General features: G+C 60.7%; 23 protein-coding genes and 1 pseudogene. 15 read left to right on the top strand and 9 right to left on the bottom strand.

Features of this window, described 5'->3' with window-relative positions:
- The first annotated feature begins 7 nt into the window (after positions 1-7).
- Entirely contained in the window at positions 8-628 is a 621-nt protein-coding gene (locus AC3WKX_RS03355) for a LysE family translocator (RefSeq protein ID WP_008436344.1), read from the top strand.
- A 2-nt stretch (positions 629-630) separates the two neighbouring features.
- On the opposite strand, the gene AC3WKX_RS03350 is transcribed toward AC3WKX_RS03355, so the two are convergent.
- Positions 631-1335, bottom strand: coding sequence for a CerR family C-terminal domain-containing protein (locus tag AC3WKX_RS03350; protein WP_003215166.1), 705 nt, complete (start codon positions 1333-1335; stop codon positions 631-633).
- Between the two features lie 99 nt (positions 1336-1434).
- Between AC3WKX_RS03350 and AC3WKX_RS03345 the strand changes: the two genes are divergently transcribed.
- Genes AC3WKX_RS03345 through AC3WKX_RS03335 form a run of 3 tightly spaced genes read left to right on the top strand, consistent with a single transcriptional unit; the run spans position 1435 to position 5538 of the window.
- Positions 1435-2547 (top strand): HlyD family secretion protein, encoded by a 1113-nt coding sequence (locus AC3WKX_RS03345; RefSeq protein ID WP_008436342.1) that lies wholly within the window; start codon positions 1435-1437, stop codon positions 2545-2547.
- Positions 2540-4120: a DHA2 family efflux MFS transporter permease subunit gene (locus tag AC3WKX_RS03340; protein ID WP_003215162.1), complete on the top strand. Its 1581-nt coding sequence runs from the start codon at positions 2540-2542 to the stop codon at positions 4118-4120. Before AC3WKX_RS03345 ends, AC3WKX_RS03340 begins: the two co-directional genes overlap by 8 nt.
- Positions 4117-5538, top strand: coding sequence for an efflux transporter outer membrane subunit (locus tag AC3WKX_RS03335; RefSeq protein WP_102604929.1), 1422 nt, complete (start codon positions 4117-4119; stop codon positions 5536-5538). The genes AC3WKX_RS03340 and AC3WKX_RS03335 overlap by 4 nt, the downstream gene beginning before the upstream one ends.
- 155 nt (positions 5539-5693) lie before the next feature.
- Here the strand turns inward: AC3WKX_RS03335 and AC3WKX_RS03330 are convergent, their stop codons facing one another.
- Entirely contained in the window at positions 5694-7889 is a 2196-nt protein-coding gene (locus AC3WKX_RS03330) for an OsmC domain/YcaO domain-containing protein (RefSeq protein WP_087695051.1), read from the bottom strand.
- Between the two features lie 101 nt (positions 7890-7990).
- Complete coding sequence (locus AC3WKX_RS03325) at positions 7991-8797, bottom strand: alpha/beta fold hydrolase (RefSeq protein WP_102604930.1); 807 nt, start codon at positions 8795-8797, stop codon at positions 7991-7993.
- A gap of 185 nt (positions 8798-8982) precedes the next feature.
- Here AC3WKX_RS03325 and AC3WKX_RS03320 point away from each other — a divergent pair, with 185 nt between their 5' ends.
- Positions 8983-9618: an HAD family hydrolase gene (locus tag AC3WKX_RS03320; protein WP_102604963.1), complete on the top strand. Its 636-nt coding sequence runs from the start codon at positions 8983-8985 to the stop codon at positions 9616-9618.
- A 61-nt stretch (positions 9619-9679) separates the two neighbouring features.
- Here AC3WKX_RS03320 and AC3WKX_RS03315 read toward each other — a convergent pair whose 3' ends face one another.
- Positions 9680-10564 (bottom strand): LysR family transcriptional regulator, encoded by an 885-nt coding sequence (locus AC3WKX_RS03315; RefSeq protein WP_102604931.1) that lies wholly within the window; start codon positions 10562-10564, stop codon positions 9680-9682.
- Positions 10565-10676: 112 nt separating this feature from the next.
- Between AC3WKX_RS03315 and argC the strand changes: the two genes are divergently transcribed.
- The gene (gene argC, locus AC3WKX_RS03310) at positions 10677-11609 is read left to right on the top strand and encodes an N-acetyl-gamma-glutamyl-phosphate reductase (RefSeq protein WP_102604932.1); all 933 of its coding nucleotides are present in this window, start codon (positions 10677-10679) and stop codon (positions 11607-11609) included.
- On the opposite strand, the gene AC3WKX_RS03305 is transcribed toward argC, so the two are convergent.
- Positions 11593-12723, bottom strand: a complete 1131-nt coding sequence (locus AC3WKX_RS03305; RefSeq protein WP_102604933.1) for an epoxide hydrolase family protein — start codon at positions 12721-12723, stop codon at positions 11593-11595. The two genes, argC and AC3WKX_RS03305, sit on opposite strands and share 17 nt — an antisense overlap.
- Before the next feature lie 122 nt (positions 12724-12845).
- Here AC3WKX_RS03305 and AC3WKX_RS03300 point away from each other — a divergent pair, with 122 nt between their 5' ends.
- A complete protein-coding gene (locus tag AC3WKX_RS03300) occupies positions 12846-13727 on the top strand; it encodes a LysR family transcriptional regulator (RefSeq protein ID WP_003215146.1) in 882 nt (293 codons plus the stop codon).
- Between the two features lie 16 nt (positions 13728-13743).
- On the opposite strand, the gene AC3WKX_RS03295 is transcribed toward AC3WKX_RS03300, so the two are convergent.
- Positions 13744-14112 carry an avidin-fold protein gene (locus AC3WKX_RS03295; protein ID WP_102604934.1) on the bottom strand — a complete coding sequence of 123 codons (369 nt, stop codon included), beginning with the start codon at positions 14110-14112 and terminating at the stop codon, positions 13744-13746.
- A gap of 121 nt (positions 14113-14233) precedes the next feature.
- Between AC3WKX_RS03295 and AC3WKX_RS03290 the strand changes: the two are divergent.
- Both AC3WKX_RS03290 and AC3WKX_RS03285 read left to right on the top strand, forming a co-directional pair.
- Positions 14234-14329, top strand: a pseudogene (locus AC3WKX_RS03290) (AAA family ATPase); the annotation flags it as partial.
- An 81-nt stretch (positions 14330-14410) separates the two neighbouring features.
- A complete protein-coding gene (locus tag AC3WKX_RS03285; protein WP_102604964.1) occupies positions 14411-15469 on the top strand; it encodes an NAD(P)/FAD-dependent oxidoreductase in 1059 nt (352 codons plus the stop codon).
- Between the two features lie 43 nt (positions 15470-15512).
- Here the strand turns inward: AC3WKX_RS03285 and AC3WKX_RS03280 are convergent, their stop codons facing one another.
- Entirely contained in the window at positions 15513-16076 is a 564-nt protein-coding gene (locus tag AC3WKX_RS03280; protein WP_102604935.1) for a recombinase family protein, read from the bottom strand.
- Between the two features lie 315 nt (positions 16077-16391).
- Here AC3WKX_RS03280 and AC3WKX_RS03275 point away from each other — a divergent pair, with 315 nt between their 5' ends.
- Together AC3WKX_RS03275 and AC3WKX_RS03270 are read left to right on the top strand one after the other, a co-directional pair.
- Positions 16392-17459, top strand: coding sequence for a fatty acid desaturase (locus AC3WKX_RS03275; RefSeq protein ID WP_102604936.1), 1068 nt, complete (start codon positions 16392-16394; stop codon positions 17457-17459).
- Between the two features lie 71 nt (positions 17460-17530).
- Positions 17531-18676, top strand: a complete 1146-nt coding sequence (locus AC3WKX_RS03270; protein WP_102604937.1) for a serine hydrolase domain-containing protein — start codon at positions 17531-17533, stop codon at positions 18674-18676.
- A gap of 175 nt (positions 18677-18851) precedes the next feature.
- On the opposite strand, the gene AC3WKX_RS03265 is transcribed toward AC3WKX_RS03270, so the two are convergent.
- A complete protein-coding gene (locus AC3WKX_RS03265; protein WP_102604938.1) occupies positions 18852-19418 on the bottom strand; it encodes a hypothetical protein in 567 nt (188 codons plus the stop codon).
- 241 nt (positions 19419-19659) lie between these two features.
- On the opposite strand from AC3WKX_RS03265, the gene AC3WKX_RS03260 reads away from it, so the two are divergent.
- A complete protein-coding gene (locus tag AC3WKX_RS03260) occupies positions 19660-20280 on the top strand; it encodes a LysE family translocator (RefSeq protein ID WP_102604939.1) in 621 nt (206 codons plus the stop codon).
- 70 nt (positions 20281-20350) lie between these two features.
- A complete protein-coding gene (locus tag AC3WKX_RS03255; protein ID WP_008436297.1) occupies positions 20351-21514 on the top strand; it encodes a GGDEF domain-containing protein in 1164 nt (387 codons plus the stop codon).
- Between the two features lie 13 nt (positions 21515-21527).
- On the opposite strand, the gene AC3WKX_RS03250 is transcribed toward AC3WKX_RS03255, so the two are convergent.
- The gene (locus AC3WKX_RS03250) at positions 21528-22007 is read right to left on the bottom strand and encodes a VOC family protein (protein WP_087695027.1); all 480 of its coding nucleotides are present in this window, start codon (positions 22005-22007) and stop codon (positions 21528-21530) included.
- 96 nt (positions 22008-22103) lie between these two features.
- On the opposite strand from AC3WKX_RS03250, the gene AC3WKX_RS03245 reads away from it, so the two are divergent.
- Both AC3WKX_RS03245 and dapA read left to right on the top strand, forming a co-directional pair.
- On the top strand, positions 22104-23072 hold the full coding sequence (locus AC3WKX_RS03245) for an alpha/beta hydrolase (protein ID WP_102604940.1): 969 nt from the start codon (positions 22104-22106) through the stop codon (positions 23070-23072).
- 292 nt (positions 23073-23364) lie between these two features.
- Positions 23365-24228, top strand: coding sequence for a 4-hydroxy-tetrahydrodipicolinate synthase (dapA, locus tag AC3WKX_RS03240; RefSeq protein WP_102604941.1), 864 nt, complete (start codon positions 23365-23367; stop codon positions 24226-24228).
- The last annotated feature ends 72 nt before the right edge of the window (positions 24229-24300 follow it).

Here is a 24300-nt window from a genome sequence, read left to right as displayed (position 1 = left end):
AATATCCATGTCCATCACCGACAACCTGCTCGCCTTCACCTTCGCAGCCACGTTGCTCACGTTGACGCCCGGACTGGACACGGCCCTGGTATTGCGCACTGCAACGGTGGAGGGCAAGCAACAAGCCTTGCGCGCCACCCTGGGCATCAATGCCGGCTGCCTGCTGTGGGGTGCAGCGGTGGCCTTTGGGCTGGGCGCGTTGATTGCCGTGTCCGAGGTGGCCTTTAACGTCTTGAAGTACTGCGGCGCGGCTTACCTGGCGTGGCTGGGCTTGAACATGCTGGTGCGTCCGCGCAGTTCGCTGGCGTCCGTCGAGGCCGATGGAAAGCCCGGCGCCAACTGGTTCCTGAAAGGCATGATGGGCAACGTGCTCAACCCCAAGATCGGGATTTTCTACGTGTCTTTCCTGCCGCAGTTCATTCCCCAGGGGCATCCGCTGGTGGCGTGGACGTTCGGGCTGGTGAGCATCCACGTGGTGATCAGCCTGGCCTGGGCACTGATACTGATCGGTGCCACGCAGCCATTGGCCGGTGTGCTGCGGCGTGAAAAGGTGATCAAGTGGATGGACCGCACCACCGGCATGATATTCGTGTTGTTCGCGGCCCGGCTGGCCTTCAGCAAGCGCTGAAGTCAGCGCCGGTCCCGATGCCGTACCAGGCCTTCCAGGGTAAACCGCGCCTGCATCAGCACCACATCCCGCACCAGTTCCATTTCCTTCTGGCTCACTTCGGTCCAGTTCAAGGCGGAGAGCAGCTTGGGTTTCTGCACCCGAAACGCCAGGCCCTGGGTGAACAGCGCCATCGAGTGGATCACCGTGCGTTCGTCGTCAACGGCAAGGCCGGCAACGCGCGCGATCAGCAGGCGGATCACGTTGGCGATGCGCGCCTTGAAGCGTTCCTCGAACGCCATGGTCGCGCTTTCAGGGCAGAGCCCGGCTTGATGGCGATCAAGAAACGCTCGCCACGCGGTGGTCTGGGGACTGTCCTGGATCGTTGAAACCACCGCGCCGAGAATGCCCAGTGAGGCGTCGATCAACCTCTGATCGTCGACCCCGGGATCGGCCAGCGCACCTTCTGCGGCTTCAACGGTAGGCGCCATCTTCTGCCACAACAGCGCGATCAAGTGCTCGACGCATTCCAGGTACACACCTTCCTTGCCATCGAAGTAGTACTGGATCGCGGGCGCATTGACGCCGGCAGCATTCGCGATGTCTCGCGTGGACGCGCCGTCGTAGCCACGCTCGCCAAATACCTCGACAGCCGCCTCGATAATGCGTGCGCGGGTTTCTTCACCCCGCTGATAACCCCCTTCGGCGGCCGGTTTGTGTCGTGCCATGTGCCACTCCATTTTTTTAACGTAACCAAAATATACCAGTTGACAAAAATTCGCGAAAAAACGAATTTATTCCAACTGATATAAAACTGGAGTGACTTGATGTCCGCTGCACCTCCCTCTCCTCAGGTCATTCCTGAAACCACCGTCAACGGCCAACGTGGCAAAGCCCGACGGATTCTACTGTCACTCGCCGGCGTGGCGCTGTTGGCCGGGCTGGCGTGGGGCGCCTGGTGGTGGCTCACCGGGCGCTTTATCGAGACCACCGACGACGCCTATCTGCAAGCCGACAGCATCAGCGTGGCGCCGAAAATCAACGGCTACGTCGCCGAGGTGCTGGTGGCCGACAACCAGAACGTGAAGCGTGGCGACGTGCTGGTGCGCCTGGATGCGCGCAAATACCAGGCAGTCAGTGACGAAGCCTCGGCGACGATTGCGGCCCGCGAGGCCGACTTTGCCAAGGCCCAGGCCGACCTGGTGCAACAGGACTCGACCATCGCCGAAGCACGGGCCCAACTGCAAGGCGCCCAGGCCGACGCCCAGCACGCGCAAACCGAAGTCGCACGTTATGCGCCGCTGGCGCGTTCCGGGGCCGAGCCGGAAGAACGCCTGGCGCAGCTCAACAACCAGCTCGCCCAGGCCCGCAGCACCGTGGCCGCCAAGCAGGCCGCGTTGCGCTCCAGCCAGACCCGCTACGGCACCCTCGAAGCCCAGCTCAAGCAAGCCCAGGCGCAACTCGGCGTGGCCAAGGCCAGCGAAGCCCAGAGCCAGCTGGACGTGGACGACGCGGTGATTCGCAGCCCGCTCGATGGCCGCGTCGCTGATCGCGGTGTACGCGTCGGCCAATACGTGCAGCCGGGCACACGCTTGTTGACCGTAGTGCCGGTGAGCGCGATCTACCTGACCGCCAACTACAAGGAAACGCAGATCGGCGAGATGCGCGCCGGGCAGACCGTCACCGTGCATGTGGACGCACTGCCAGGCCATGATATTCAGGGCCATATCGACAGCCTGTCCCCAGGCACCGGCGCACAGTTCGCGTTGCTGCCGCCGTCCAACGCCACCGGCAACTTCACCAAGATCGTGCAGCGGGTGCCGGTGCGGATTTCCCTGGATGTACCGGATGACGACGTGCGCCAGGCACTGGTGCCCGGCTTGTCCGCCACCGTGGAAGTCGACACCCGCACCCACAAGGCAGACGCCAACCATGGCTGAAGCCATCTTGACCGAAGTGCCCGCGGACAAACCGCGCAACGCTTCGCTGACCGACTGGATCGCAGTCGCCGCCGGCTCGCTGGGCGCCTTGCTGGCGACCCTGGACATCTCGATCACCAACTCGGCGCTGCCGCAGATCCAGGGCCAGATCGGCGCGACCGGTACCGAGGGCACGTGGATCGCCACCGGTTACCTGATGTCGGAAATCGTCATGATTCCCCTCGCCGCCTGGCTGACCCGGGTATTCGGCCTGCGCCGGTTCCTGATCGGCACCGCGTTGATGTTCACGTTTTTCTCGATGTTCTGCGGGCTCTCCTCAAGCCTCGGCGCGATGATCGCCGGGCGTATCGGCCAGGGTTTTGCCGGCGGCGCGATGATCCCGACCGCACAGACCATCGTACGCACCCGCCTGCCTGCCCATCAGTTGGCAATCGGCACCACGATGTTCGGCATGACGGTGATCCTCGGCCCGCTGCTGGGCCCGGTGATTGGCGGCTGGCTCACGGAAAATATCAACTGGCGCTGGTGCTTCTTCATCAACCTGCCCGTCAGCATTACCTTGATCACCTTGCTGATCACCGGCCTGCCCAGCGACCGCATGAACCTCCAGCAATTCATCAAGGCCGACTGGCTGGGCATCATTGGCCTGGCCATGGGCCTGAGTTCGCTCACCGTGGTGCTGGAAGAAGGCCAGCGCGAACACTGGTTCGATTCGCAGTTGATCATCTGGTTGAGCATCACGATGGTGATCGGCTTCTTCCTGATTGCCGTCGGGCAAGTCCGCTCGAGTACGCCGATCCTGCGCCTGCAACTGGTGCTCAACCGCAGCTTCGGCAGCGTGCTGCTGATCGCCACGGCGGTCGGCGCCGGGCTCTATGGCACGGCGTACCTGGTGCCGCAGTTCCTCGGCATCCTGTCGGGCTATAACGCGCAACAGTCGGGTTCGATCATGTTGCTGTCGGGGATTCCGGCGTTCCTGCTGATGCCGATCCTGCCGCGAATGCTTGGCCGCCTGGACCTGCGGATGATGGTCGGCGTGGGTTTGTTGATGTACTGGGCCAGTTGCTTTCTCGACACCCAGCTCACCGCCCAGAGTGTCGGCCATGATTTCTACTGGTCGCAGATCCTGCGGGGCTTCGGGCAGATCCTGGTGATGATGCCCCTCAGCCAACTGTCGATGCGCTCGGTGGAAACCCGCGATGCGGGTGATGCGGCCGGGCTCTACAACATGTCACGCAACCTCGGCGGTACCTTGGGGCTGGCGCTGCTCGGCGTACTGATGGACCGGCGCAGCCACTTCCACGACGACATGTTGCGCGAAGGCATCCAGGCCAACACCCAGTTGACCCAGGATCAAATGGCGAGCGATACCGCCAGCTACCTGGCGCAAACCGGCGACCCGTCCACCGCCTCGCTGCAGGCCCTCAGTCATCTGGCCAACGACATCGCCCAACAAGCGGCGGTGATGGCCTACAACGACGCGTTCTACGTGCTGGGACTCGCCATGCTGGCGTGCCTTCCCCTGATCTTCATCCTGAAAAAGCGCGCGGCGCAGGCAGGCCAACGAACATGATTTATCGCTCACTTCCCTTGCTCTTCACCGTCGGCCTGCTGACGGCGTGTACCGTGGGGCCGGACTACCAGGGCGCGCCGGATGCCGCGCCAAAGACCCTCGCGGCCGGGCGCTTGCCCCACGCCGACATAGGCCTGCCGCGCACACCTGCGGTCGCCCAGTGGTGGCAAGCCCTGGGCGATCCGCAGCTCAACCAATTGGTGGCCCAAGCCCTGCAAAACAGTCCGGACATGGCGACCGCCCAGGCGCGCCTCAAGCAATCGCGAGCCAGCCTGAGTGGCGCCAACGCCAACGCCCTGCCCAAGATCACCGGCGATGCAGCGATGCTGAAGCTGCGCTCCCCCGACACCTCGGCGCTGGGTGGCAGCAGTGGCGGTGGTCGCGGGCCATTGAGCCTTTACCTCGCCGGCTTTGATGCCAGCTGGGAGGCCGACCTGTTCGGCGGCACCCGGCGTGCAATCGAGGCGGCCCAGGCGGAGAACGACGCCTCGCAGGCGCAACTGGCCGATGCCCAGGTGCAACTGGCAGCCGAGGTGGTGCAGACCTATGCCGACGTGCGTGACCAGCAGGCGCGACTGGCACTGGTGGACGCCAGTGTCGAGATTGAGGAACAGGCGCTGGACCTGACCCAGCAGCGACGCAGCCGTGGCGTGGCCTCGCAGTTGCAACTGGAGCAGGTCCTGACACAGGCCGAAAACACCCGGGCCCAACGCCTGCCGCTGCAAGCGTCAATCGTCGAGGCGATTGACCAGTTGAACCTGCTCTGCGGCCTGGAACCGGGCGAGTTGGACGCGAGCCTCAACACTCCCCGCGCCCTGCCCGCTATCCCTAGCCAGGTGCCATTTGCCGACCCGGCGGCGATCCTGAAAGCACGCCCGGATATCCGGGTGGCCGAGCGCCAACTGGCTTCCAGCAACGCGCAGATCAGCGAGAAAACCGCCGACTGGTTTCCCAAGCTCAGCCTGATGGGCGACTTGTCGTTCTCGGCGGCCGATCCCGGGCACCTGGCGCGCAAGGACAGCGGCACCTGGCTGCTGTTGCCGCGGCTGACCTGGAACGCATTGGATTTCGGCCGGGTGGCGGCCAGTGTCAAAGGTGCGCAAGCCGGGCGCGACGAGGCCCTGGCCCATTACAAAAGCGTGGTGTTGAGTGCGTTGCGTGATGCGGATGTGGCCCTGGCGCGGTATGGCAACCAGCGGCAGAACGTGGTGCTGCTGCGTAACGTGGAATCTTCGGCGGTACGGGCTGCGGACCTGACGCGCCAGCGTTATAAGGCAGGTACGGCGAGCACGCTGGATTGGCTGGACGCGGAACGTACGCGGTACCAGGCGCAGGAAAGCCGGATTTCCGGGGATGCGCTGTTGCTCAAGGACTTTGCGTCATTGCACAAGGCGCTGGGGTTGGGATGGACGTTGTGACAAATAACCCGAGTGACCACTGACCTGTGGCGAGGGGGCTTGTCCCCCGTTGGGCTGCGCAGCGGCCCTAAAAAAGAGGGACTGCTACGCAGTCCAACGGGGGACAAGCCCCCTCGCCACAACAAGCCCTCTCACCACAGGTACGGTGTCAGCTTTTAATTGGCCGTATTGGCCCGCGCCGCGTGCAGCTTCTTGTAGCTGTCGATCAACCGCAGGTGCCGGTCCAGCCCTTCCAGCTTCATGCTCGTCGGCGTCAAACCATAGAACCGCACACTGCCATTCACCGACCCAATCGCCGCGTCCATCCGCTCGTTGCCAAACATCCGGCGGAAATTCACTTCGTAGTCCGCCAGTTCCAGGTCTTCGTCCAGCTCCATCTCCAGCACCGCATTCACGGCCTGATAGAACAAGCCGCGCTCGACGGTGTTGTCGTTGTACTGCTGGAACATCTCCACCAGTTCCTTGGCTTCTTCGAACTGCTGCAGGGCCAGATAAATCAGCAGCTTCAATTCCAGGATGGTCAGTTGACCCCACGCCGTATTGTCATCGAACTCGATGCCGATCAAGGTGGTGATGTCGGTGTAGTCGTCCAGCTCGCTTTCCACCAGACGCTCAACCAGCCCCTTCAATTCAGCCTCATCGAGACGATGCAGGTTCAGGATGTCTTCGCGGAAAAACAGCGCCTTGTTGGTGTTGTCCCAGATCAGATCGTCGATCGGATAGATCTCCGAATAATCCGGCACCAGGATGCGGCAGGCGGTCGCGCCGATGTGCTCGTACACCGCCATGTAGACTTCCTTGCCCATGCCTTCGAGGATGCCGAACAAGGTTGCAGCCTCTTCGGCGTTGGAGTTTTCACCCTGGCCGGAGAAGTCCCATTCGACGAACTCGTAATCCGACTTCGAGCTGAAGAAGCGCCACGACACCACGCCGCTGGAGTCGATGAAGTGCTCGACAAAGTTGTTCGGTTCGGTCACCGCATGGCCTTCAAACGTCGGCTGCGGCAGATCGTTCAGGCCTTCAAAGCTGCGGCCTTGCAGCAGTTCGGTGAGGCTGCGTTCCAACGCCACTTCCAGGCTTGGGTGCGCGCCGAACGAGGCGAATACGCCGCCGGTGCGTGGGTTCATCAACGTCACGCACATCACCGGGAATTCACCGCCCAGGGACGCATCCTTCACCAGTACCGGAAAACCCTGGGCTTCCAGGCCCTGGATACCGGCCAGGATACCGGGGAATTTCGCCAGCACTTCCTGCGGTACATCCGGCAGCGCGAATTCACCTTCGATGATTTCGCGTTTTACCGCGCGTTCGAAGATTTCCGACAGGCACTGCACTTGCGCTTCAGCCAGGGTGTTACCGGCACTCATGCCGTTGCTGAGGTACAGGTTCTCGATCAGGTTGGACGGGAAATACACCACCTCGCCATCGGACTGGCGCACGAACGGCAGCGAAACAATGCCGCGTTCTTCGTTGCCGGAGTTGGTGTCATAGAGGTGTGAGCCGCGCAGCTCGCCGTCACGGTTGTAGATGTGCAGGCAATGCGCGTCGAGTATCTCCGGTGGCAGTTCGTCCTTGCGGCCCGGCTTGAACCAGCGCTCGTCCGGGTAATGCACAAACGCCGCGTTGGCGATGTCTTCACCCCAGAACTGGTCGTTGTAGAAGAAGTTGCAGTTCAGCCGCTCGATAAACTCGCCCAATGCCGACGCCAATGCACCTTCCTTGGTCGCGCCCTTGCCGTTGGTAAAGCACATCGGCGAGTGCGCGTCGCGGATATGCAGCGACCATACGTTGGGCACGATATTGCGCCACGAAGCGATCTCGATCTTCATGCCCAGGCCCGCGAGAATGGCCGACATGTTGGCGATGGTTGTTTCCAGCGGCAGGTCCTTGCCCGCGATGTAGGTGCCCGCGTCGGACGCCGCGCTCGGCATCAGCAATGCCTGGGCATCGGCATCCAGGTTTTCCACTTCCTCGATGACAAACTCCGGCCCGGCCTGCACGACTTTTTTCACGGTGCAGCGGTCGATGGAACGCAGGATGCCCTGGCGGTCTTTATCGGAGATGTCCGCCGGCAACTCGACCTGGATCTTGAAGATCTGGTTGTAGCGGTTTTCCGGGTCGACAATGTTGTTCTGGGACAGGCGAATATTGTCGGTAGGGATGTTGCGGGTTTCGCAGTACAACTTCACAAAGTAAGCCGCACACAACGCCGACGACGCCAGGAAGTAATCGAACGGACCGGGGGCCGAGCCATCGCCCTTGTAGCGAATAGGCTGGTCGGCCACCACGGTGAAGTCGTCGAACTTGGCTTCAAGTCGAAGGTTGTCGAGAAAATTGACCTTGATTTCCATGCGGGATTACCAGAATAGCGAGCAAAATATGGCCGCCATTATCCGGGTTTCGAGGCGTAAGTCTTGTGCTTTCGGGCCTGGCCGATCGTTGGCGATGGGTATCAGCCGTGTTGAAAGTCCGCAATCTGCTGCCACATCGCGATCGGGTTGGAGTACATCGGGAAGTGCCCGCACCGGGCAATCGGCGCCAACCGCACGCCTTGCGCCTGGATATGCGCCAGGTACGACAAATGGGCATTCTGCTCGCCGTACATGAACATGCGCGGGCATTCCAGGCCGAGAAACTTGCCCATCAAGTCGGCGTTATCCGACAGCTCGACCATCGACTGGAAGATCCCCCGCACCGCCCCGGCACGCACCTTGTGCCGCAGGCTCGCCGAATACAGCGCGCTGGCGTAGGCCGGTGCCTGCCGGGTGCGCACGATAAAGGCGCTGAAAAACGCCTCGGGATCGTCCGCCGGGTAGTCGACGATCTGCCGGCTGAGAAAGCAGTCTTCCGGGGCGATATTGCCTTCGATATCGACAAAGCTCAGCACCCGGCCCGGGAACTGGTGCGCCAACATCAGCGCGGTAAGCCCGCCCATGGAGTGGCCTACCAGATGGAAGCGCTCGATGTTGAAATGCTCCAGCACCTGCAAGGCGGTTTGCAGCAGGAACGGGATGGAGATCTTCGACAGGTCATCGCAATGGCTCTCACCGCAACCCGGGGCGTCATAAGCCAAAAATGGATGACCGTCGAAGGCAGGTTGCTGGACGATGTCGGCGTAATCTTCCTTGGTCGAGCCAAAGCCATGCAGGAACACGATTGGCGCCAGGGTACCCGCGCGGTGGATCGCGGCGATGTTCAACGGCACATCGTCGACCGTCTGGAGAAGCCGTGTATGGGTGAACGGTTCGGGTGACGACATAGTGTTGATTCCTCGAAAGACGACCGCACTGGACGGATTAGCTGCCCAAAGCAGCCAATTTCAAGGATATTCATACCGGTGTAAATTCCCGATTCAAGAAGGCATTCATAGGCCAATCGTATGAATCATGGCATTGCAGCGTGGTATCTGCAGTACTTACAACCACCATGGGGAAGAGCGGCACGATGATCCACGCGATAATGGTCGATGTAGACGGTGTACTGATTAACGGGCGGCCTGCAGATGGCAGGCCTTGGGCATCTGAGATTGAAGCGGATCTGGGCATCAGTAACGCCGATTTGAACCGCGAGTTTTTTGGCCCTTACTGGAGCGACATCATCGTCGGACACTCGGGGCTTGCCGAGCAACTGAAGCTGGCACTGGCGCGACTTACGCCGTCCGTTCCCCACGAAGACTTGATTGCCTATTGGTTTGCAAGTGACGCCAGGCTAAACCGGCCGTTGCTGGAAGCACTCGCCCAACTGCGCGAGAGAGGTACGAAGGTCTTCCTGGCGACCAACCAGGAGCACCTGCGGTCGGCCTACCTGATGAATCAACTTGGCCTCGGCCCGCACGTTGACGGCATCTATTATTCGGCGGCACTGGGCAGTCGCAAGCCTGAACGGGAGTTCTTTGAACAGACAGCCGCTCTCTCGGGCTTCGCTCCAGAACAATTGCTGCTGATAGACGACACCCCTGCGAATGTCGTCGCCGCAAGGCAACTGGGCTGGAATGCGGTGCTATGGACAGCGGGCAGCTCTCTGTCTGCGGAACTGGCCAAGCTCCAGGCTGAGGGCGTGAACCTCGCACCGCCCTCATAGGCCTGTTGCGGCCTTACTCAATCACCGCCGATCAGCCACCCAGTTCACAGACAACGACGCCCTACCCCGCACTCAATCCCCACAACACGTCCAACACATGTTGCGTAGGCCGCTCAACCTCCCCGGCGCGATGGGCGATCCCCAGTTGGCGCCACAGCAACGGTTGCAATGGCCGCATCACAATCCGGCTGTCGGTCAACGGCGTGGACGCTTCATGGGGCAACAACGTCGCGCCATAACCGGCGGCCACCAGGCTTTTGATCGCATCGTTGTAGTTCAGTTGAATACGCGGTGTGGGCTGCAATCCTTCACTGGCAAACCATTCGGCGGTCAGGCGCGAAAGCCGGGTGGTGTTGTCATTCAGGATTAACGGCTGGGCAGCCAGCCAGGCGGGTGTTACCACCTCGGGGCATTCCCGGCGCGCCGGCAAAAACGCCATGACCGGGTCGCGCCGCCAGGGCTCGATCCGCAAGCCCTTCACCGGTGCCTGGGGCAGCGCCACCAGGCCGATCTCCAGGGCGCCCTCGGCCAGCTTCTTCAATGTGTCCTGCGACGTGAGCACCGCCACCTGCACATCAATGGCGGGATGATGTTGGCTCAAGGTTTCCAGGGCTTGCGGCAGCAACTGTGCGATGGCTCCGGTTGAGGCTCCCAGACGCACCCGCCCCGCCAGCCCCTGCACCTGTCGCTCCACGTCTTCAAGCGCCTGCCCGGCATCCGCCAACAAGCGGCGGGCGCGCTCCACCAGGGTTTCGCCAATCGCTGAAGGTTGCACCCGCCCACGGGTACGCGACAACAGCTTGCCGCCCACTCGCGCCTCCAGGTCGGCGATGTGCAGGCTGACGGTGGGTGGCGCCAGGTTGAGCATGCGGGCTGCTTCGGCGAACGAACCGAGGTCGGCAATCGCCACCAACGTACGCAGGCGGTCCAGGCTGAGTTCGCGCATGGGTCAATCCTCGTTCATAAAAACTGAACTTCATCGTTTGGAAATTCAACTTTTCCTATCCTAGCGGCTGGCCGAAGATTGGAACACCTGATTTCCTATCCGAGTGCATCCCATGGCAAATCCTCTTGTATTCATCGACGGCGACCAAGGCACCACCGGGCTGCAGATCCATCAACGCCTGCGCGACCGCACCGATCTGCAACTGATCACCCTCAGCCCTGAACACCGCAAGGATCCGCAGCAGCGCGCCGAGATGATCAACGCCTGCGATATCGCGATTCTCTGCCTGCCCGACGACGCCGCACGGGACGCCGTCGCCAGCATCCACAATCCGGCCGTGCGGGTGATCGACGCGAGTTCGGCACACCGCACTCATCCCGACTGGACCTACGGTTTCGCCGAGATGAACCCGCAACAGGCGCAACGCATTGCCACGGCGCAGCGGGTGAGCAATCCCGGTTGCTATCCCACCGGCGCGATTGGTTTGTTGCGCCCGTTGCTTGAGGCCGGGCTGCTGCCCGGGGACTACCCGACGACCATTCATGCCGTCTCGGGCTATTCCGGCAAGGGCCGCGCCGGGGTGCAGGAGCACGAGGGCGCCGACGCTTCACAGGCGCCCGCGTTCCTGGTGTATGGGCTGGGACTGGCACACAAGCATGTGCCGGAGATTCAGCAGCAAAGCGGGCTGACGCAGCCGCCGCTGTTTGTGCCGGCCTACGGGGCGTTCCGCCAGGGCATCGTGCTAACCATCCCGCTGCAACTGCGGCTGTTGGCCCCGGGCGTGGACGCCGCGCGGTTGCATGCCTGCCTGTCGCAGCACTACCGCGATACCCGTCACGTACAGGTGCTGTCGATGCAGGCTGCGAGGGAGTTGACCTACCTCGACCCTCAAGCGCTGAACGGCACGGACGATGTGCGTTTGATCGTGTGTGAGAACCACGAGACGGGCCAGGTCCTGCTGGCGGCGGTGTTCGACAACCTCGGCAAGGGCGCCGCAGGTGCCGCCGTGCAAAACCTGGATTTGATGATCAAGCCGAGACCGTAGCGATAAAGGCGCGCAGGTCCGCCAGCATCAACGCCGGCTGCTCCCAGGCCGCGAAGTGACCGCCGGCGGGCATCTCGCTCCAGTGCACGATGTTGAAGGTCTTTTCGGCAAATGAGCGCGGCGGCGGCACGAACACCGGGTCACGAAAGGCGGCAAATCCGGTCGGCACCTGGATGCGGGTGCCGGCCGGGAATTTTGATGCCCCCTCAAGGCGCTTGCCGTGATACATCCACGTCGCGGTGACCATGGAAGATGGCGCGAGATACAACATGATGTTGGTCAGCAGTTGCTCCTCGGTAAAGGTGCCCCAGAGATCCGGGCTGCCATCGGCGGTAGTGGGCAGATCGGCCCATGTGCCGATTTTTTCGAGGATCCATCCCGCGGCCCCCACCGGGCTGTCGGCCAGCGCGACACCCAGGGTCTGCGGGCGGGTTTCCTGCTGGTGGTTGTAGCCGGTTTCCCAGTCGATCAGCACGTCACGCCGGGCGACGAAAGCCTCCTCTTCCGGCGTGGTCGCAACGGTGCCCTGGGCCAGCAGGTCGGCCATGTTCAGGTGAATCCCCAGTAACGCCTCGGGCCGATCGTGGGCCATCCAACCGGCGATGCCCGAACCCCAGTCACCGCCCTGAACGATGAAGCGGGTTGGCCCGAACAGCCGGGCCATCAGCCCATGCATGAGTTCGCCCGCCCGACGTGGGCCAATCACTCCGGTGATCGGCCTGGAGAATGCAAACCCCGGAAGCGACGGCACGATCACATCGTGTCCGTCAGCCGCCAGCGGTTCCAGCAGCGCCTCGAATTCCAGGTACGAACCTGGCCAGCCATGGAGCAGCAGGATCGGCGGCCTGGAACCGTCGCCCCGCACATGGACGAAGTGCAGGTGCTCGCCCTCAATCTCGGTGATGAAGTTGGGCAGTTGGTTGAGGTGTTTTTCGACCCGGCGCCAATCATAGGATTCCAGCCAGTAAGCGACCAGGCGCTGAAGGTCGCGCACGCCAACGCCCGACTTCCACCCTCCCAAATCGGGAAGCCGGGTCCAATCGTAGGCGGCGACTTTGTCGCGGATGGCCACAAGACGTTCGTCGGGGACATTGATGGTGTAGGGCAAGATCATGGGATTCTCCTGGTGAGTTTCCGTATTACATTGCTTTACGCAATACTGAACCCGACAAAAGCCGATGTGAACCCCATTACGCCGCTCAAGGCCTTTGCGAAAAACGCACAAATGAGTTTCCCGTGGACATAACGGACGAACTGGAAATCTTTACCCTCGTGGCCGAGACCGCGAGTTTCTCGGCGGCCGCGCGTCGCTTGAACCTTGCGCCCTCCTCCATCGCGCGGGTGCTGGACCGCATGGAGGCCCGGCTGGGCGTACGCCTGTTGCTGCGAACCACGCGCTCACTGACCGTGACCCCGGAGGGTGCCGCCTACCTGTCGTGCGCCCGGCGGATCCTCACGGACCTGCGGGAAACCGAACAGCAGATTACCGACCAGAGTTCACCCCGCGGGCGCCTGCGGGTCAGCAGTTCGCTGCTGTATGGCAGGACCTTCGTGATCCCGTTGTTGGGCGAGTTCATTCAGCGTTACCCGGACATCCTGGTGGACATCAACCTGACCGACACCGTGGTCGACATCGCCGCCGGGCAAGCCGACGTCGCAGTGCGATTGGGCCCGCTGCCCGACAGCAGCCTGACGTCCCGCCGGCTGGGCGCCACCCACAAGGTCATCATTGCTGCGCCGAGCTATCTGGCACGACGCGGCACGCCGCAGGTGCCGGAAGACCTGCTGGATCACGACTGCATCGGTTTCAACTTCAAGCGTGCGGCGCCCACCTGGCCGTTTCGCAAGGATGGCCACGACTATTCACTGACGATCAAGGGCCATGTCGAAACCAATAACGGTGACACCCAGGGCCAATTGGCGGCCGAGGGCATCGGCATCGCGCGGGTCTGCGCCGAGACCGTGGCGGACGCCATTCAGGCGGGTCGGCTGGTGCCGCTGCTGGAGGCATTCAATCCCGGCGATGGCGAAGAGATCCATGCCGTGTTCCTGGGCGGTACCCACACGCCGGCGCGGGTCCGGTGCTTTGTCGACTACCTGGTTGAGCGGTTCCAGTAGGCGCGAAATCCCATTACTACTCGGCAACGAGTTCGACGTAGCTCGACTCCCCGCCTCCCGTCGCGCCCGACAACCAGCCCCAGACGAAGGCCAGGGTGGTACGCCCGGCGGCGTCCACGCCTACCGTGCCCCGGGACCAGCCGGCAAGAATCTCGCCCTCGGTGGTCAGGCACTGGTACAGCAACTCGATGGTATCGGGGCCTGTGGCGCGCCCGACTTGATTGCCCATGCGAATCCGGCCGCCCTGGTAGGTGCCCCAGATGGCGTTTTCATCGACGTGGTAATGAAACACGGTGCCTGTACCGGACACACCATGGGTGTTGCCCGCGACGATAAACCGGCGGTTGTCCAGGCGTTCGCTGATTTGGGAAAAGGCATTTGGCATTTACAGGCGCTTCCTTGGTCGAGAGGGTCCATTCCGGGGCGCCCAACCTACCTCATATGGCTTTTGTCGGTCATGTAAAACCTGCACAATTGTGGGCTTTTCCGCGACAGGACGTCCCTTCATGCAACGCATCGTGATTCTCGGTAATGCCGGCAGCGGAAAACCCACCCTAGCCCGCGCCCTCGGCCAACTCCTGGGCTTGCCCGTGGTGCACTTGCGCGGTGGCCGGCAGCTTGCCGAGTTTCTCGAGCGCTTGCCCGCAGTATCTGCAGGCTGCCTTGAATAGATGGAGCAGGATATGAAAGAGCAAAGAGAAAAGCGCGTCGTGGTGATTGGCGCAGGCATCGTCGGCGCGTCCCTGGCGTATCACCTTGCCGTCAAAGGCGCGAGCGTGACCTTGGTCGAGGCTGCAGACATCGCCTCCGGCGTGACGGCCACCTCATTTGCCTGGATCACCACTTCACACCGCGGGCCGGACCCGATCGCCGCCTTGCGTGGCGAGGCCATCAACGACTATCACCGTCTTGAAACCCAACTGCCGGGCCTGAACATTCGTTGGACAGGCGCCCTGTCTTACGGCGCGAACTCAAGGGCGTTGCAGCAGCCTTCGGCGCACCGGTTGTCGCGCTCGCAGATTCTCGACCTTGAGCCCAACCTGAAAAACCCTCCTGAGCATGCCCTGTATGTCGCGGAAGAAGGCGCCCTGGATGCGGTGCACGCCACCCATACGTTGGTCGGTGGCGCCCAGACGCTAGGGGCGAAGGTACTCACGCAGACCCAGGTTCTCGGCTTCAAAACCGCGAACGGCCGGGTGACGGGCGTCGAAACCGCCAAGGGCATCATCGATGCCGACGTTGTGGTAATGGCCGCCGGGACGGGCATCTCGACGCTGGCAGACATGCTTGGGGCGCCCCTTCCCATACACGCGTCGCCCTCCATTTTCATCCGCTACACCGCGCAATCCAACCTGGTGCAGACACTTATCTCCAGCCCGGAAATGGAAGTCAGGCAAGCGGCCGACGGTACGTTGCTGGCGGCAGAGGATTACCTGGGCGATGCCGTGGAAAACCAGCCGATGGCAATCGCGCTACGCACGGCCAACACCATTCGGCACGAGCTCCATGGCGTTGATTCGATTGAGCCGGAGTTGGCATGTATCGGACTCAGGCCCATTCCCGCAGACAACCTCCCCATCATTGGTTATCTACCCAACGTGGAGGGCGTGTACATCTGTGTGATGCACCCTGGGGTTGCGTTGGCCGCAATAGTGGGACGTCTTGCCAGTGAAGAAATCAATGATGGCAAGACTTCCACCGCTTTCGGGCCATGCCGTCCTGACAGGTTTTTTCAACTGTAGGATCTTGTTGGCAGCCGCTCCCTCGTGCGACCCGAAGAAGCCCCTATCTGGATCTCAAGTACCGATAGAGCGTCTGCCGACTGATTTCAAAATCACGCGCCAACTTGGATTTACTTTCTCCAGCAGCGGCCCGGTCAATCAAGTTTACAACCTGATTGTCAGACAGTTTTTTCTTGCGACCTCTATAAGTCCCACGATTCTTTGCACTGGCAATTCCCGCCGCCTGTCTTTCCCTCATCGCAGCGCGCTCGAACTCTGCAATCAGCTCCATTACCGCAATGATCGACTCCACGACTTCAAGACAGTCATGCCGGAAAACCAGGTTTTCGTTCAAACACTCCAACGTGACCTGCTTTTCAATCAACCGGCGAATGATGGCGCACAGCTGCTCCGTGCTTGAAGTCAGCGCTGCCATGCTGTCCACCACCACGGTATCCCCGCACTGCAGGTAGCGGAGTAGCCTTTCCAGGCCTGCAGGATTCGCGGCATTGTCTGCCGGCTCATCGCAAAACACGGCATCAAATACATCGTCGCTTGTTATTTTCTCTACGCCACCCTCGGGCTCTTTTAGAGCGCGCCGGAAATATTTGATGCGATGCAATCTCATGGTGCCTCCTTGGCAATACTTGTACAGCGTCATTTTATACTTGTACAAACTGTAACTAAATCATCAATTCCTTACACCGCACTTGTAACACTGAACCCACCCAAAATACACAGTTGCAAAGAGTTGAACTTCCCTTATCATTTTGAAGCATGGAATTCTAACAAGCTTTTCGCAAAAAAGTCGATTTCGTATTCCTTGAATGCCCCGTGCAATTCAAGCAACCCATATGAGTATCTACTGTTTTACAGCTCAAATAATTGACATGACCGGCTTGACGCGGCTGTTAATTTCTCGATGCAATCAGAGGATGAATGGATGAATGTCTTGGAAGGCGCCATCGAAATTGATCGCCCAACTGCCGATCAGGAAAAGATTGATAAGGTAACCCGCAGTATTACCGATCATGGGAACTACCTACGAAAGCGTTATCCGATCCTGCAGCACCAGGATGCTCTGGGCGCGAGTGTCATGGCGTTTTCCCTGATAGGGATGGTCATTACGGGAGGGCTCTATCTAAAGGGTTTTATCCCCGCATGGATGTGTATTCTGGTCAATGCGCTGCTGACTTCGTTCATTCATGAAATCGAACATGACCTGATTCATCGCCTTTATTTTAGAAAACAGCCGCTGGCCCATAATGCCATGATGCTCTTCTGCTGGCTGGCACGCCCGGGTATGCCCAGCCCGTGGCTAAGACGCAGTCTGCACTTTCATCACCATAAGGAGTCCGGAACTGATTCTGATGTTGAAGCCTGGATCACCACGAGCGGCAGTCCTTGGGGAATACTGCGATTACTCAAACTGGTGGACGGATTTGTATTTGGTTTTCTAAATGCGGTGTTTGCTCCGGGATGGCGGCAAAAGGTAAAATTGTTAGGCAAGATCATTCGGCTCAATACACCATTCGGGCTTCTGTATTGGGGGTGCTGGTATGTGTTCCTCGGCTACCACCTGTATGTCTGGCTTGGGTCAATTACCGGGATGGAGGTTCACAGCGCTGCTACGACGCTGGAACTAATGGATATCGTAAATAGTGCAGTGGTTATTCTTATAGCGCCCAATATGATACGGCAGTTCTGCCTGTTCTTTATAAGTTCAAATATGCACTATTACGGCGATGTTGCCCCGCGTAACGCATTACAACAAACCCAGGTGATGAACCCTTGGTGGCTGTGGCCGTTCCAGTTGTTCTGTTTTAACTTTGGCAGCACTCACAGCATCCATCACTTCGTGGTGAGAGACCCGTTTTATCTGCGTCAGATGACGGCACCTTATGCTCATAAAGTCATGGCCCAGGCCGGTGTCAGGTTCAATGACTTCGGCACCTACAAACGAGCCAATCGCTTTTCCATGGAGCACTCCCAAACTCGGTCTCGTGGGTGAATTCCTCCACAACCATTATCGGTGTTCGGCAAGTATCAAGGGCCGCACTTCAAATACGAGGACGTTTAGGTATGAAAGCGCAAGGGATATGTGCGAAGCAGTTTGAAGCGGTCAAGCAGGCCTTCGAGGACATGTTCGATGATCCGCAGGAACGTGGGGCCGGCCTGTGCGTGCAGGTAGGCGCAGAGATCGTTGTCGACCTGTGGGCCGGCATGGCAGACCAGGCGGGCACGAAACCCTGGACCCGCGATACGCTGGCCAATACCTTCTGCGTAATAAAACCCTATGTCGCGGTGGCCGTCCTGATGTTGGTTGAGGCGGGCAAGCTGGAGCTGGATGCACCCGTGGCCCGTTACTGGCCCGAGTTCGCCCGGAGCGGGAAAGCAAAGGTCACCCTTCGCCAGGTGATGAACCATACCGCAGGCCTGCCGGCGCTGCGGGGGCCCGACCATAACCCCATGATGTATGACTGGGAGCACATGCTGCGACTGCTGGAGGCCGAGCCGCTGTGGTGGGAACCGGGAACAGACCTGGGCTACGGCACCACCACGTTTGGCTGGATCCTCGGCGAGTTGATTCGCCGGGTGGACGGACGAGATCCCTGTGTGTTTATCCACGAAGAGATTCTCGATCCCCATGAGTTGGACGTGCACCTCGGCGTGAACGAAGAACACTTTCATCGTATCGCGCGTTTCGACAGTGCCACGGGACGAGTCGGTGACCCTTACTCGCAGGCGTTGCGAACCGTGGTGAAAAACGAGCCGTCGCATATCGCGACGCTCGCCTTCACCAACCCCGGAATGGTGCCCAGACGAACCAGTGACCCTCGCTGGTGGGCCTACCGGCAACCCGCCGTGTGTGGACACGGTTCGGCTCACGGCCTGGCCGGTTTCTACAGTGCATTGATAGCAGGAAACTTTATCGGTCCCGAGTTGCTTACTGAATTCAGCCGTGAGCACAGTCATGGCATGGATCGAGTATGGATGCGCCCCATGCGTTATGGATTGGGTTGCATGCTGGAGCAGCAACGCGACCCGACGGCTTCCCATGCAATGGGCCCGAACACCTTTGGCCATATCGGGCTTGGTGGCCCGATCAGTTTCGCTGATCCCGAAAAACAAGTGAGCTTCGGTTTTGTCACCACGACTTCGGGCAGCCATTCGATGATTGATCCACGCCCCCGCCGACTTTCATCCCTTGTCTATGCGGCGCTTTGAAGGCAAGGGGCGGATCTGTTCATCTGAGGCTTTCAAGGGGGCGCAATACTGCCGAATGCAACGCAGCAAGTTTGTGGCAAGACACAAGTGGCTGATGGCAAACCGAAACCTTCCCCTCCCGGCCAACAATGAGTCATTGGCTTATGAACGAAGGCTGGTACAACGACGACATGATTTATTTATAAATAAATTCATACGCCTCGATATAAGAACCTATCTTGTTTGAATGAGCAGTCACCCACACTGCATTCATGCCTGTCTTTCTTTGATCGTTGAATTCCGACTGAGTGGTACAAAGCGCAACCCAGCGCTCAGTCTTTAAATCCTTAATCCGCAGACCCGCCTCACAACGACTGAACTTTCCAACGTAGGGCCCCGGAGTCACCAGCTCGTAAGGTGACGCATACTGAACAATGTCGCCGGGCAACAGGTACGTAATGACGTCATAACTGTGCAAGGACAAAATCAGACCCAGGCAAAAACCACCAAAAAAAGATTCTCCAACACGGTTCGGGTTTCTTACAGCCGGACGATAGTAGGTAGCCCTTGCAGCAAAAAAGAGTCCAACCAGACAACCAATGACTATATAGGTCGTCCACTCGGGAATCGATGGCATTAAAACCGTTCGCATTACAATGCGACCGGCCCAGAGCGTATAAGCAATCCATGTTCCAAATAACAGACACACCACCAACAACAAGGTTCTTTTTTTTGATTTGTTTTCAAATGAAGGATATTCCATTCCCTGCCTACTCTATTTTTAATTCCCGGGAAAAGCGCTTCGTGCTTCACGCCAACTTCCTTTACCCGATTGGCATGCCGGGCATATTAACGAATGAGCGTCATGGTGACCGATCTATTTACCCACGACTCACAGACATGGCCAGAGCGCCATCGGTTCTACCCATTAGCGCAAATTGTTCAACCGCCTCACATCCCTTATCCTCGTGGCCTTACCTGCCAGCGCCCGCCGGAGCCCCCCCATGGACCTCGCCACTCTCACCCTCTTCCTCCCGGCCTGCTTCGCCCTGAACATGGCGCCAGGCCCGAACAACCTGCTGTCCGTGAGCAACTCCACCCGCTACGGCTACCGCACTTCGTGCCTGGCAGGCGTCGGGCGACTGCTGGCCTTTGCCGGGATGATCGCCCTCGCGTCCGCCGGGCTGGCGGTGGTGCTGCAAACCTCGGAGTTGTTGTTCTACGGGATCAAGATTCTGGGGGCGGCGTATCTATTCTATCTGGCGTATCAACTGTGGCGGTCCAATCCGCACGCGGAGGCTGAGTCGACGGCGCCCAAGGCGGGCTTGTGGGCCTTGGCGCGACAGGAGTTCCTGGTGGCCGCCGGCAATCCCAAGGCAATCCTGATTTTTACCGCCTTCCTGCCGCAATTCGTCGACCCGGCACATCCGATCACGCCGCAATTTACCCTGCTGGGAGCGATGTTCCTGGCGCTGGAATGGTTCGCCATCAGCGCCTACGCCTATATGGGTTTGCATATGCGCCGCTGGTTCGCGCAGCCTCGGGGCAAGCGGATTTTCAACCGCTGCTGTGCGGGGTTGTTGTCGGCCGCCGCGACGGTATTGCTGATGGCGCGCAGGGCCTGAGCACTGCGAAAAACCGGCGAAAACGCTTACAATCGCCGTCTCACCGCAACTCAGGCAGGCCAGTTCGCCCATGGCGCTCGACCCCATCACCATACTGGTCCTCACCATCGCACTGGCAGGCGCCGCCGCGCTGTACCTGGCCGTCGAGTGGCGCAATGTCCGCGAGCCATCGCTGCTGTACTGGACTGCCGGTTTCGCCATCATCAGCGTGGGCAGCACCCTGGCGCTGTTGCGGGCCAGCGGCCTGCTGTTGATCGGCATCTGGTTCGCCAACGGGTTGCTGATCACCGCCCACTGGCTGTTCCTGCTGGGCGTTGCGCGTTTCACCCAGGTGCGCCTGTCTCGCGCCTGGTACCTGATGTTCGTGGCCTGGTTTGCCATGCTGCTGTTGCCGGAAGGACAGTCGTGGTCCAGGGCCATGCTGCTGGCCAACTCGCTGCTGGTTGCCCTGCCGACCCTGCGGGCCAGTTTCCTGTTGCGCCCCCATGGCCGATCACTCAGCGTGGGCGCGGTGCAACTGCGCTATGTGCTGCTGGCCCACGGGCTGTTCTATCTGGCCAAGTCGCTGGTGGCGATCGTGCCGGGGACACTGATCGACCTGACGGCGTTTCGTGGCGAGATCATTCAGGTGTCGCTGGTGGAAGGCGCCATGGCGATCATGCTGATTGCATTGTCGATGACCGGCACCGAGCGCTACCGCCGTGAGGAACAGATTGCACGGTTGGCCGCCCGCGACCCGTTGACCGCGCTGTACAACCGCCGCGCTCTTGAAATGCGCGCGCCGAGCCTGCTGAGCGAGGTGTCGCAGGCCCGGCCGGGTGCCCTGCTGTTGATCGACATCGACAATTTCAAGCTGATCAACGACCTGTACGGCCATACCGCGGGCGACCGGCTGCTGGTGGCCCTGAGCGAGATGATTCGCGCGCAGTTGCCCGATGATTCGCTGGCGGCGCGGTTGGGTGGCGACGAGTTCGTGATCCTGCTTAATGACACCTCGAACGCGCGCATTGTCGCGCTGGGCAGCGCCCTGCGCGAACAGTTTCATCAGGCTGCCTCGCAGGCCTTCGCCACGCCCGAAGCGGTGACATTGAGCATCGGCGCCAGCCTGTTCGACACGCCCCCCGCCAGCCTCGCGGCCTTGATCGAACAAGGCGACGCGGCGCTGTATGAATCCAAGCGCGGTGGACGCAACCGTATTCGTCTGGTGGACCGGACGGCGGTGGGCGCCGATTGACTCAATCGGTGCATCAACCTTTGAGCGCCGCCTCAATCCCCGCAATATCAATCCTGGTCATCCCCATCATCGCGTCAAACGCCCGCTTGGCCGCTGCCGGGTCGGGGTGGGTGATCGCCGCGCTCAGTACACGCGGGGTAATCTGCCATCTCACCCCCCATTTATCCTGGCACCAGCCGCAGACGTTTTCCTGGCCGCCATGGCTGACAATCGCGTGCCACAAGCGGTCGGTTTCCGCCTGGTCGTCGGTGGCCACCTGGAACGAAAACGCCTCGTTGTGCTGCACGCCGGAGCCTCCGTTCAGCCCCAGGCAAGGAATACCCATGACGGTGAATTCCACGGTCAACACATCGCCCTGTTTGCCCGCCGGATAATCCCCAGGGGCGTGATGGACCGCGGTCACTGCGCTGTCCGGGAAGGTCCTGGCGTAGAAGTTGGCAGCGTCCAGTGCACTGCCGTCGTACCAAAGGCACACCGTGTTTTTGCTGAGCATGAGTGTTCTCCAGCGTGGAGGTTCGGACTTGCAGTGTAGTACCGCTACCGACAAGAATGCGTTCGCGTCCTGACATGAACCCAAACGGTGCAGAGAATGAGTAATGGTGTAAGGATCGACCCGCGAATCATCCCGGTTCCGCGGTCCATCAGCCCCGAGGCCCAGGCGATGCTGCAACGCATGGTGAACGCCGATGGCGTGCCGCTGAACAGCCTGTACACCCTGCCCGCATCCGATGACCACGCTGGCTGGCGCCGCATGCAGGCCGCAGTTGCCCAACAGTACGCGGCGTCCCAGACGGGACAGACGGCAGACCACGTTGAGACATTCACCGTGGAAGACGCCACCGTGTACCGGGCGACGCCGGCATACGGGGCCGAGTTCGCCTATATCGACCTGCACGGCGGCGCCCTGGTGTTCGGTGGCGGCGAAAACGTCCGCCTCGCCGCCGGCAAGCACGCCGACCTGCACAACCTGACCTGCTACGGCGTGGACTACCGCATGCCGCCTGACCATCCGTACCCGGCGGCACTCGATGACTGTATGGCCACCTACCGGCATGTGCTGAAGCACCACACCCCGGACAAGATCGTGATCGGCGGACGCTCGGCCGGAGGCAACCTCGCCGCTGCCATGGTGCTGCGCGCCCGCGACGAAGGCTTGCCGCTGCCGGCCGCGCTGGTATTGCTGTCACCTGAAGTGGACCTGACCGAATCGGGCGACAGCTTCCAGGTCAACCGCACCGTCGACGTGGTGTTGCCCAACCCGCTGATGAGCACCAACCTGCTGTACGCCGCTGGCGCGGATTTGTCTCACCCGTACCTGTCGCCGCTGTTCGGGGATTTCGCACCAGGCTTCCCGCCGACGTTCGTGCAAAGCGGCACCCGCGACCTGTTCCTGTCCAACGCCGTACGCCTGCACCGGGCGCTGCGCCGGGCCGAGGTACCGGTGGAACTGCACATCTTTGAAGCAATGCCCCACGGCGGTTTCATCGGCGCGCCGGAAGACGCAGAACTGTCGGCAGAGCAGGTGCGTTTCGTGCGCCACTGGTTGAACCGCGACTGATCGCCGTGAGTTGACACACCCTGTAATAATCCATAAAGATAAGCGCCTTCTTCAGGGTGTGTCCTCAATGTCTGCAACGACCTTCAACTTTTCCGTCATTGGCTTGATTGCCAAGGCGCAAGGTTGCGTTGCGCACGCCCTCAAATCGAAGAAACAGTCGCTCATGTGACCGGGGCGCGCTGTCCCGTCAGATGAGCTGACAGGACATTGAGCGCGAAGGCCCCCTCCTCTTGCTTACTTCCCTCTGCCCTTCTGACGGTGACGAAATCGGTCAACCATCAGGAGAAAGCGCATGTCATCGTTTCAAGGTATCTGGGTTCCCGTCGTTACACCGTTTCATAACGGCGCCATCGACTTCATCGGCTTGCGCCGCCTGGTCTGCCATCTGCTGGAACAAGGCGTGGCCGGGATCATGGTCTGTACCACCACCGGCGAAGCCGCAGCACTGAGCCGCCGTGAGCAATTGGCGATGCTGGATGCCGTACTGGAACTGGTACCGCCGCAGCAGGTGGTGATGGGCCTGGCGGGGTATAACCAGATTGAGCTGCTGCAGTTCCAGAGTGAAATCCAGCAACGCGCGGTGGCCGGTTTGCTGGTACCGCCGCCGAGCTACATCCGCCCGTCCCAGGCGGGCCTTGAAGCGTTCTTCCGCACCGTGGCCGATGCGTCCAGTGTGCCGATCATTCTGTATGACATTCCCTACCGCACCGGTATCGCCTTCGAACAGGCGACGTTGCTGAACATCGTCGCCCATGAACGGATCGTCGCGATCAAGGATTGTGGCGGCAACCTGGCCAATACCCTGGCGCTGCTGGCCAGCGGGAATGTGGATGTGTTGTGTGGCGAGGATGTGCAGATATTCAACGCGCTGTGCCTGGGAGCGACCGGCGCGATTGCCGCGTCGGCGCATGTGCGTACCGCGGATTTTGTGGCGCTGCATCGACAGGTTCGCGACAACCGGTTGCTGGCGGCTCGCGAGACGTTTTTCGGGCTGCTGCCGTTGATTCACACACTGTTCGTGGAGCCCAATCCGGCGCCGGTGAAGGCCGCGCTGGCGATGGAGGGTTTGATCGGCAGTGAGTTGCGGGCGCCGATGTTGAGGGCGAGTGAGACGCTGGAAAGCCGATTGCAACACGTATTAGCCGCGCGGGAATAACCTGTGGCGAGGGAGCTTGCTCCCGCTGGGCTGCGCAGCAGCCCCCATTCAGGCACCACATTTTCGGCAGGT

This window comes from Pseudomonas sp. GP01-A4, from assembly GCF_058780865.1.
This window is presented reverse-complemented; position numbering and strand designations above follow the sequence as displayed.

Excerpts from the sequence above, each read along its gene's own strand:
- AC3WKX_RS03355 (WP_008436344.1), top strand. The coding sequence starts at position 8 with ATGTCCATCACCGACAACCTGCTCGCCTTCACCTTCGCAGCCACGTTG.
- AC3WKX_RS03350 (WP_003215166.1), bottom strand. The coding sequence starts at position 1,335 with ATGGCACGACACAAACCGGCCGCCGAAGGGGGTTATCAGCGGGGTGAA.
- AC3WKX_RS03345 (WP_008436342.1), top strand. The coding sequence starts at position 1,435 with ATGTCCGCTGCACCTCCCTCTCCTCAGGTCATTCCTGAAACCACCGTC.
- AC3WKX_RS03340 (WP_003215162.1), top strand. The coding sequence starts at position 2,540 with ATGGCTGAAGCCATCTTGACCGAAGTGCCCGCGGACAAACCGCGCAAC.
- AC3WKX_RS03335 (WP_102604929.1), top strand. The coding sequence starts at position 4,117 with ATGATTTATCGCTCACTTCCCTTGCTCTTCACCGTCGGCCTGCTGACG.
- AC3WKX_RS03330 (WP_087695051.1), bottom strand. The coding sequence starts at position 7,889 with ATGGAAATCAAGGTCAATTTTCTCGACAACCTTCGACTTGAAGCCAAG.
- AC3WKX_RS03325 (WP_102604930.1), bottom strand. The coding sequence starts at position 8,797 with ATGTCGTCACCCGAACCGTTCACCCATACACGGCTTCTCCAGACGGTC.
- AC3WKX_RS03320 (WP_102604963.1), top strand. The coding sequence starts at position 8,983 with ATGATCCACGCGATAATGGTCGATGTAGACGGTGTACTGATTAACGGG.
- AC3WKX_RS03315 (WP_102604931.1), bottom strand. The coding sequence starts at position 10,564 with ATGCGCGAACTCAGCCTGGACCGCCTGCGTACGTTGGTGGCGATTGCC.
- argC (WP_102604932.1), top strand. The coding sequence starts at position 10,677 with ATGGCAAATCCTCTTGTATTCATCGACGGCGACCAAGGCACCACCGGG.
- AC3WKX_RS03305 (WP_102604933.1), bottom strand. The coding sequence starts at position 12,723 with ATGATCTTGCCCTACACCATCAATGTCCCCGACGAACGTCTTGTGGCC.
- AC3WKX_RS03295 (WP_102604934.1), bottom strand. The coding sequence starts at position 14,112 with ATGCCAAATGCCTTTTCCCAAATCAGCGAACGCCTGGACAACCGCCGG.
- AC3WKX_RS03285 (WP_102604964.1), top strand. The coding sequence starts at position 14,411 with ATGAAAGAGCAAAGAGAAAAGCGCGTCGTGGTGATTGGCGCAGGCATC.
- AC3WKX_RS03280 (WP_102604935.1), bottom strand. The coding sequence starts at position 16,076 with ATGAGATTGCATCGCATCAAATATTTCCGGCGCGCTCTAAAAGAGCCC.
- AC3WKX_RS03275 (WP_102604936.1), top strand. The coding sequence starts at position 16,392 with ATGAATGTCTTGGAAGGCGCCATCGAAATTGATCGCCCAACTGCCGAT.
- AC3WKX_RS03270 (WP_102604937.1), top strand. The coding sequence starts at position 17,531 with ATGAAAGCGCAAGGGATATGTGCGAAGCAGTTTGAAGCGGTCAAGCAG.
- AC3WKX_RS03265 (WP_102604938.1), bottom strand. The coding sequence starts at position 19,418 with ATGGAATATCCTTCATTTGAAAACAAATCAAAAAAAAGAACCTTGTTG.
- AC3WKX_RS03260 (WP_102604939.1), top strand. The coding sequence starts at position 19,660 with ATGGACCTCGCCACTCTCACCCTCTTCCTCCCGGCCTGCTTCGCCCTG.
- AC3WKX_RS03255 (WP_008436297.1), top strand. The coding sequence starts at position 20,351 with ATGGCGCTCGACCCCATCACCATACTGGTCCTCACCATCGCACTGGCA.
- AC3WKX_RS03250 (WP_087695027.1), bottom strand. The coding sequence starts at position 22,007 with ATGCTCAGCAAAAACACGGTGTGCCTTTGGTACGACGGCAGTGCACTG.
- AC3WKX_RS03245 (WP_102604940.1), top strand. The coding sequence starts at position 22,104 with ATGAGTAATGGTGTAAGGATCGACCCGCGAATCATCCCGGTTCCGCGG.
- dapA (WP_102604941.1), top strand. The coding sequence starts at position 23,365 with ATGTCATCGTTTCAAGGTATCTGGGTTCCCGTCGTTACACCGTTTCAT.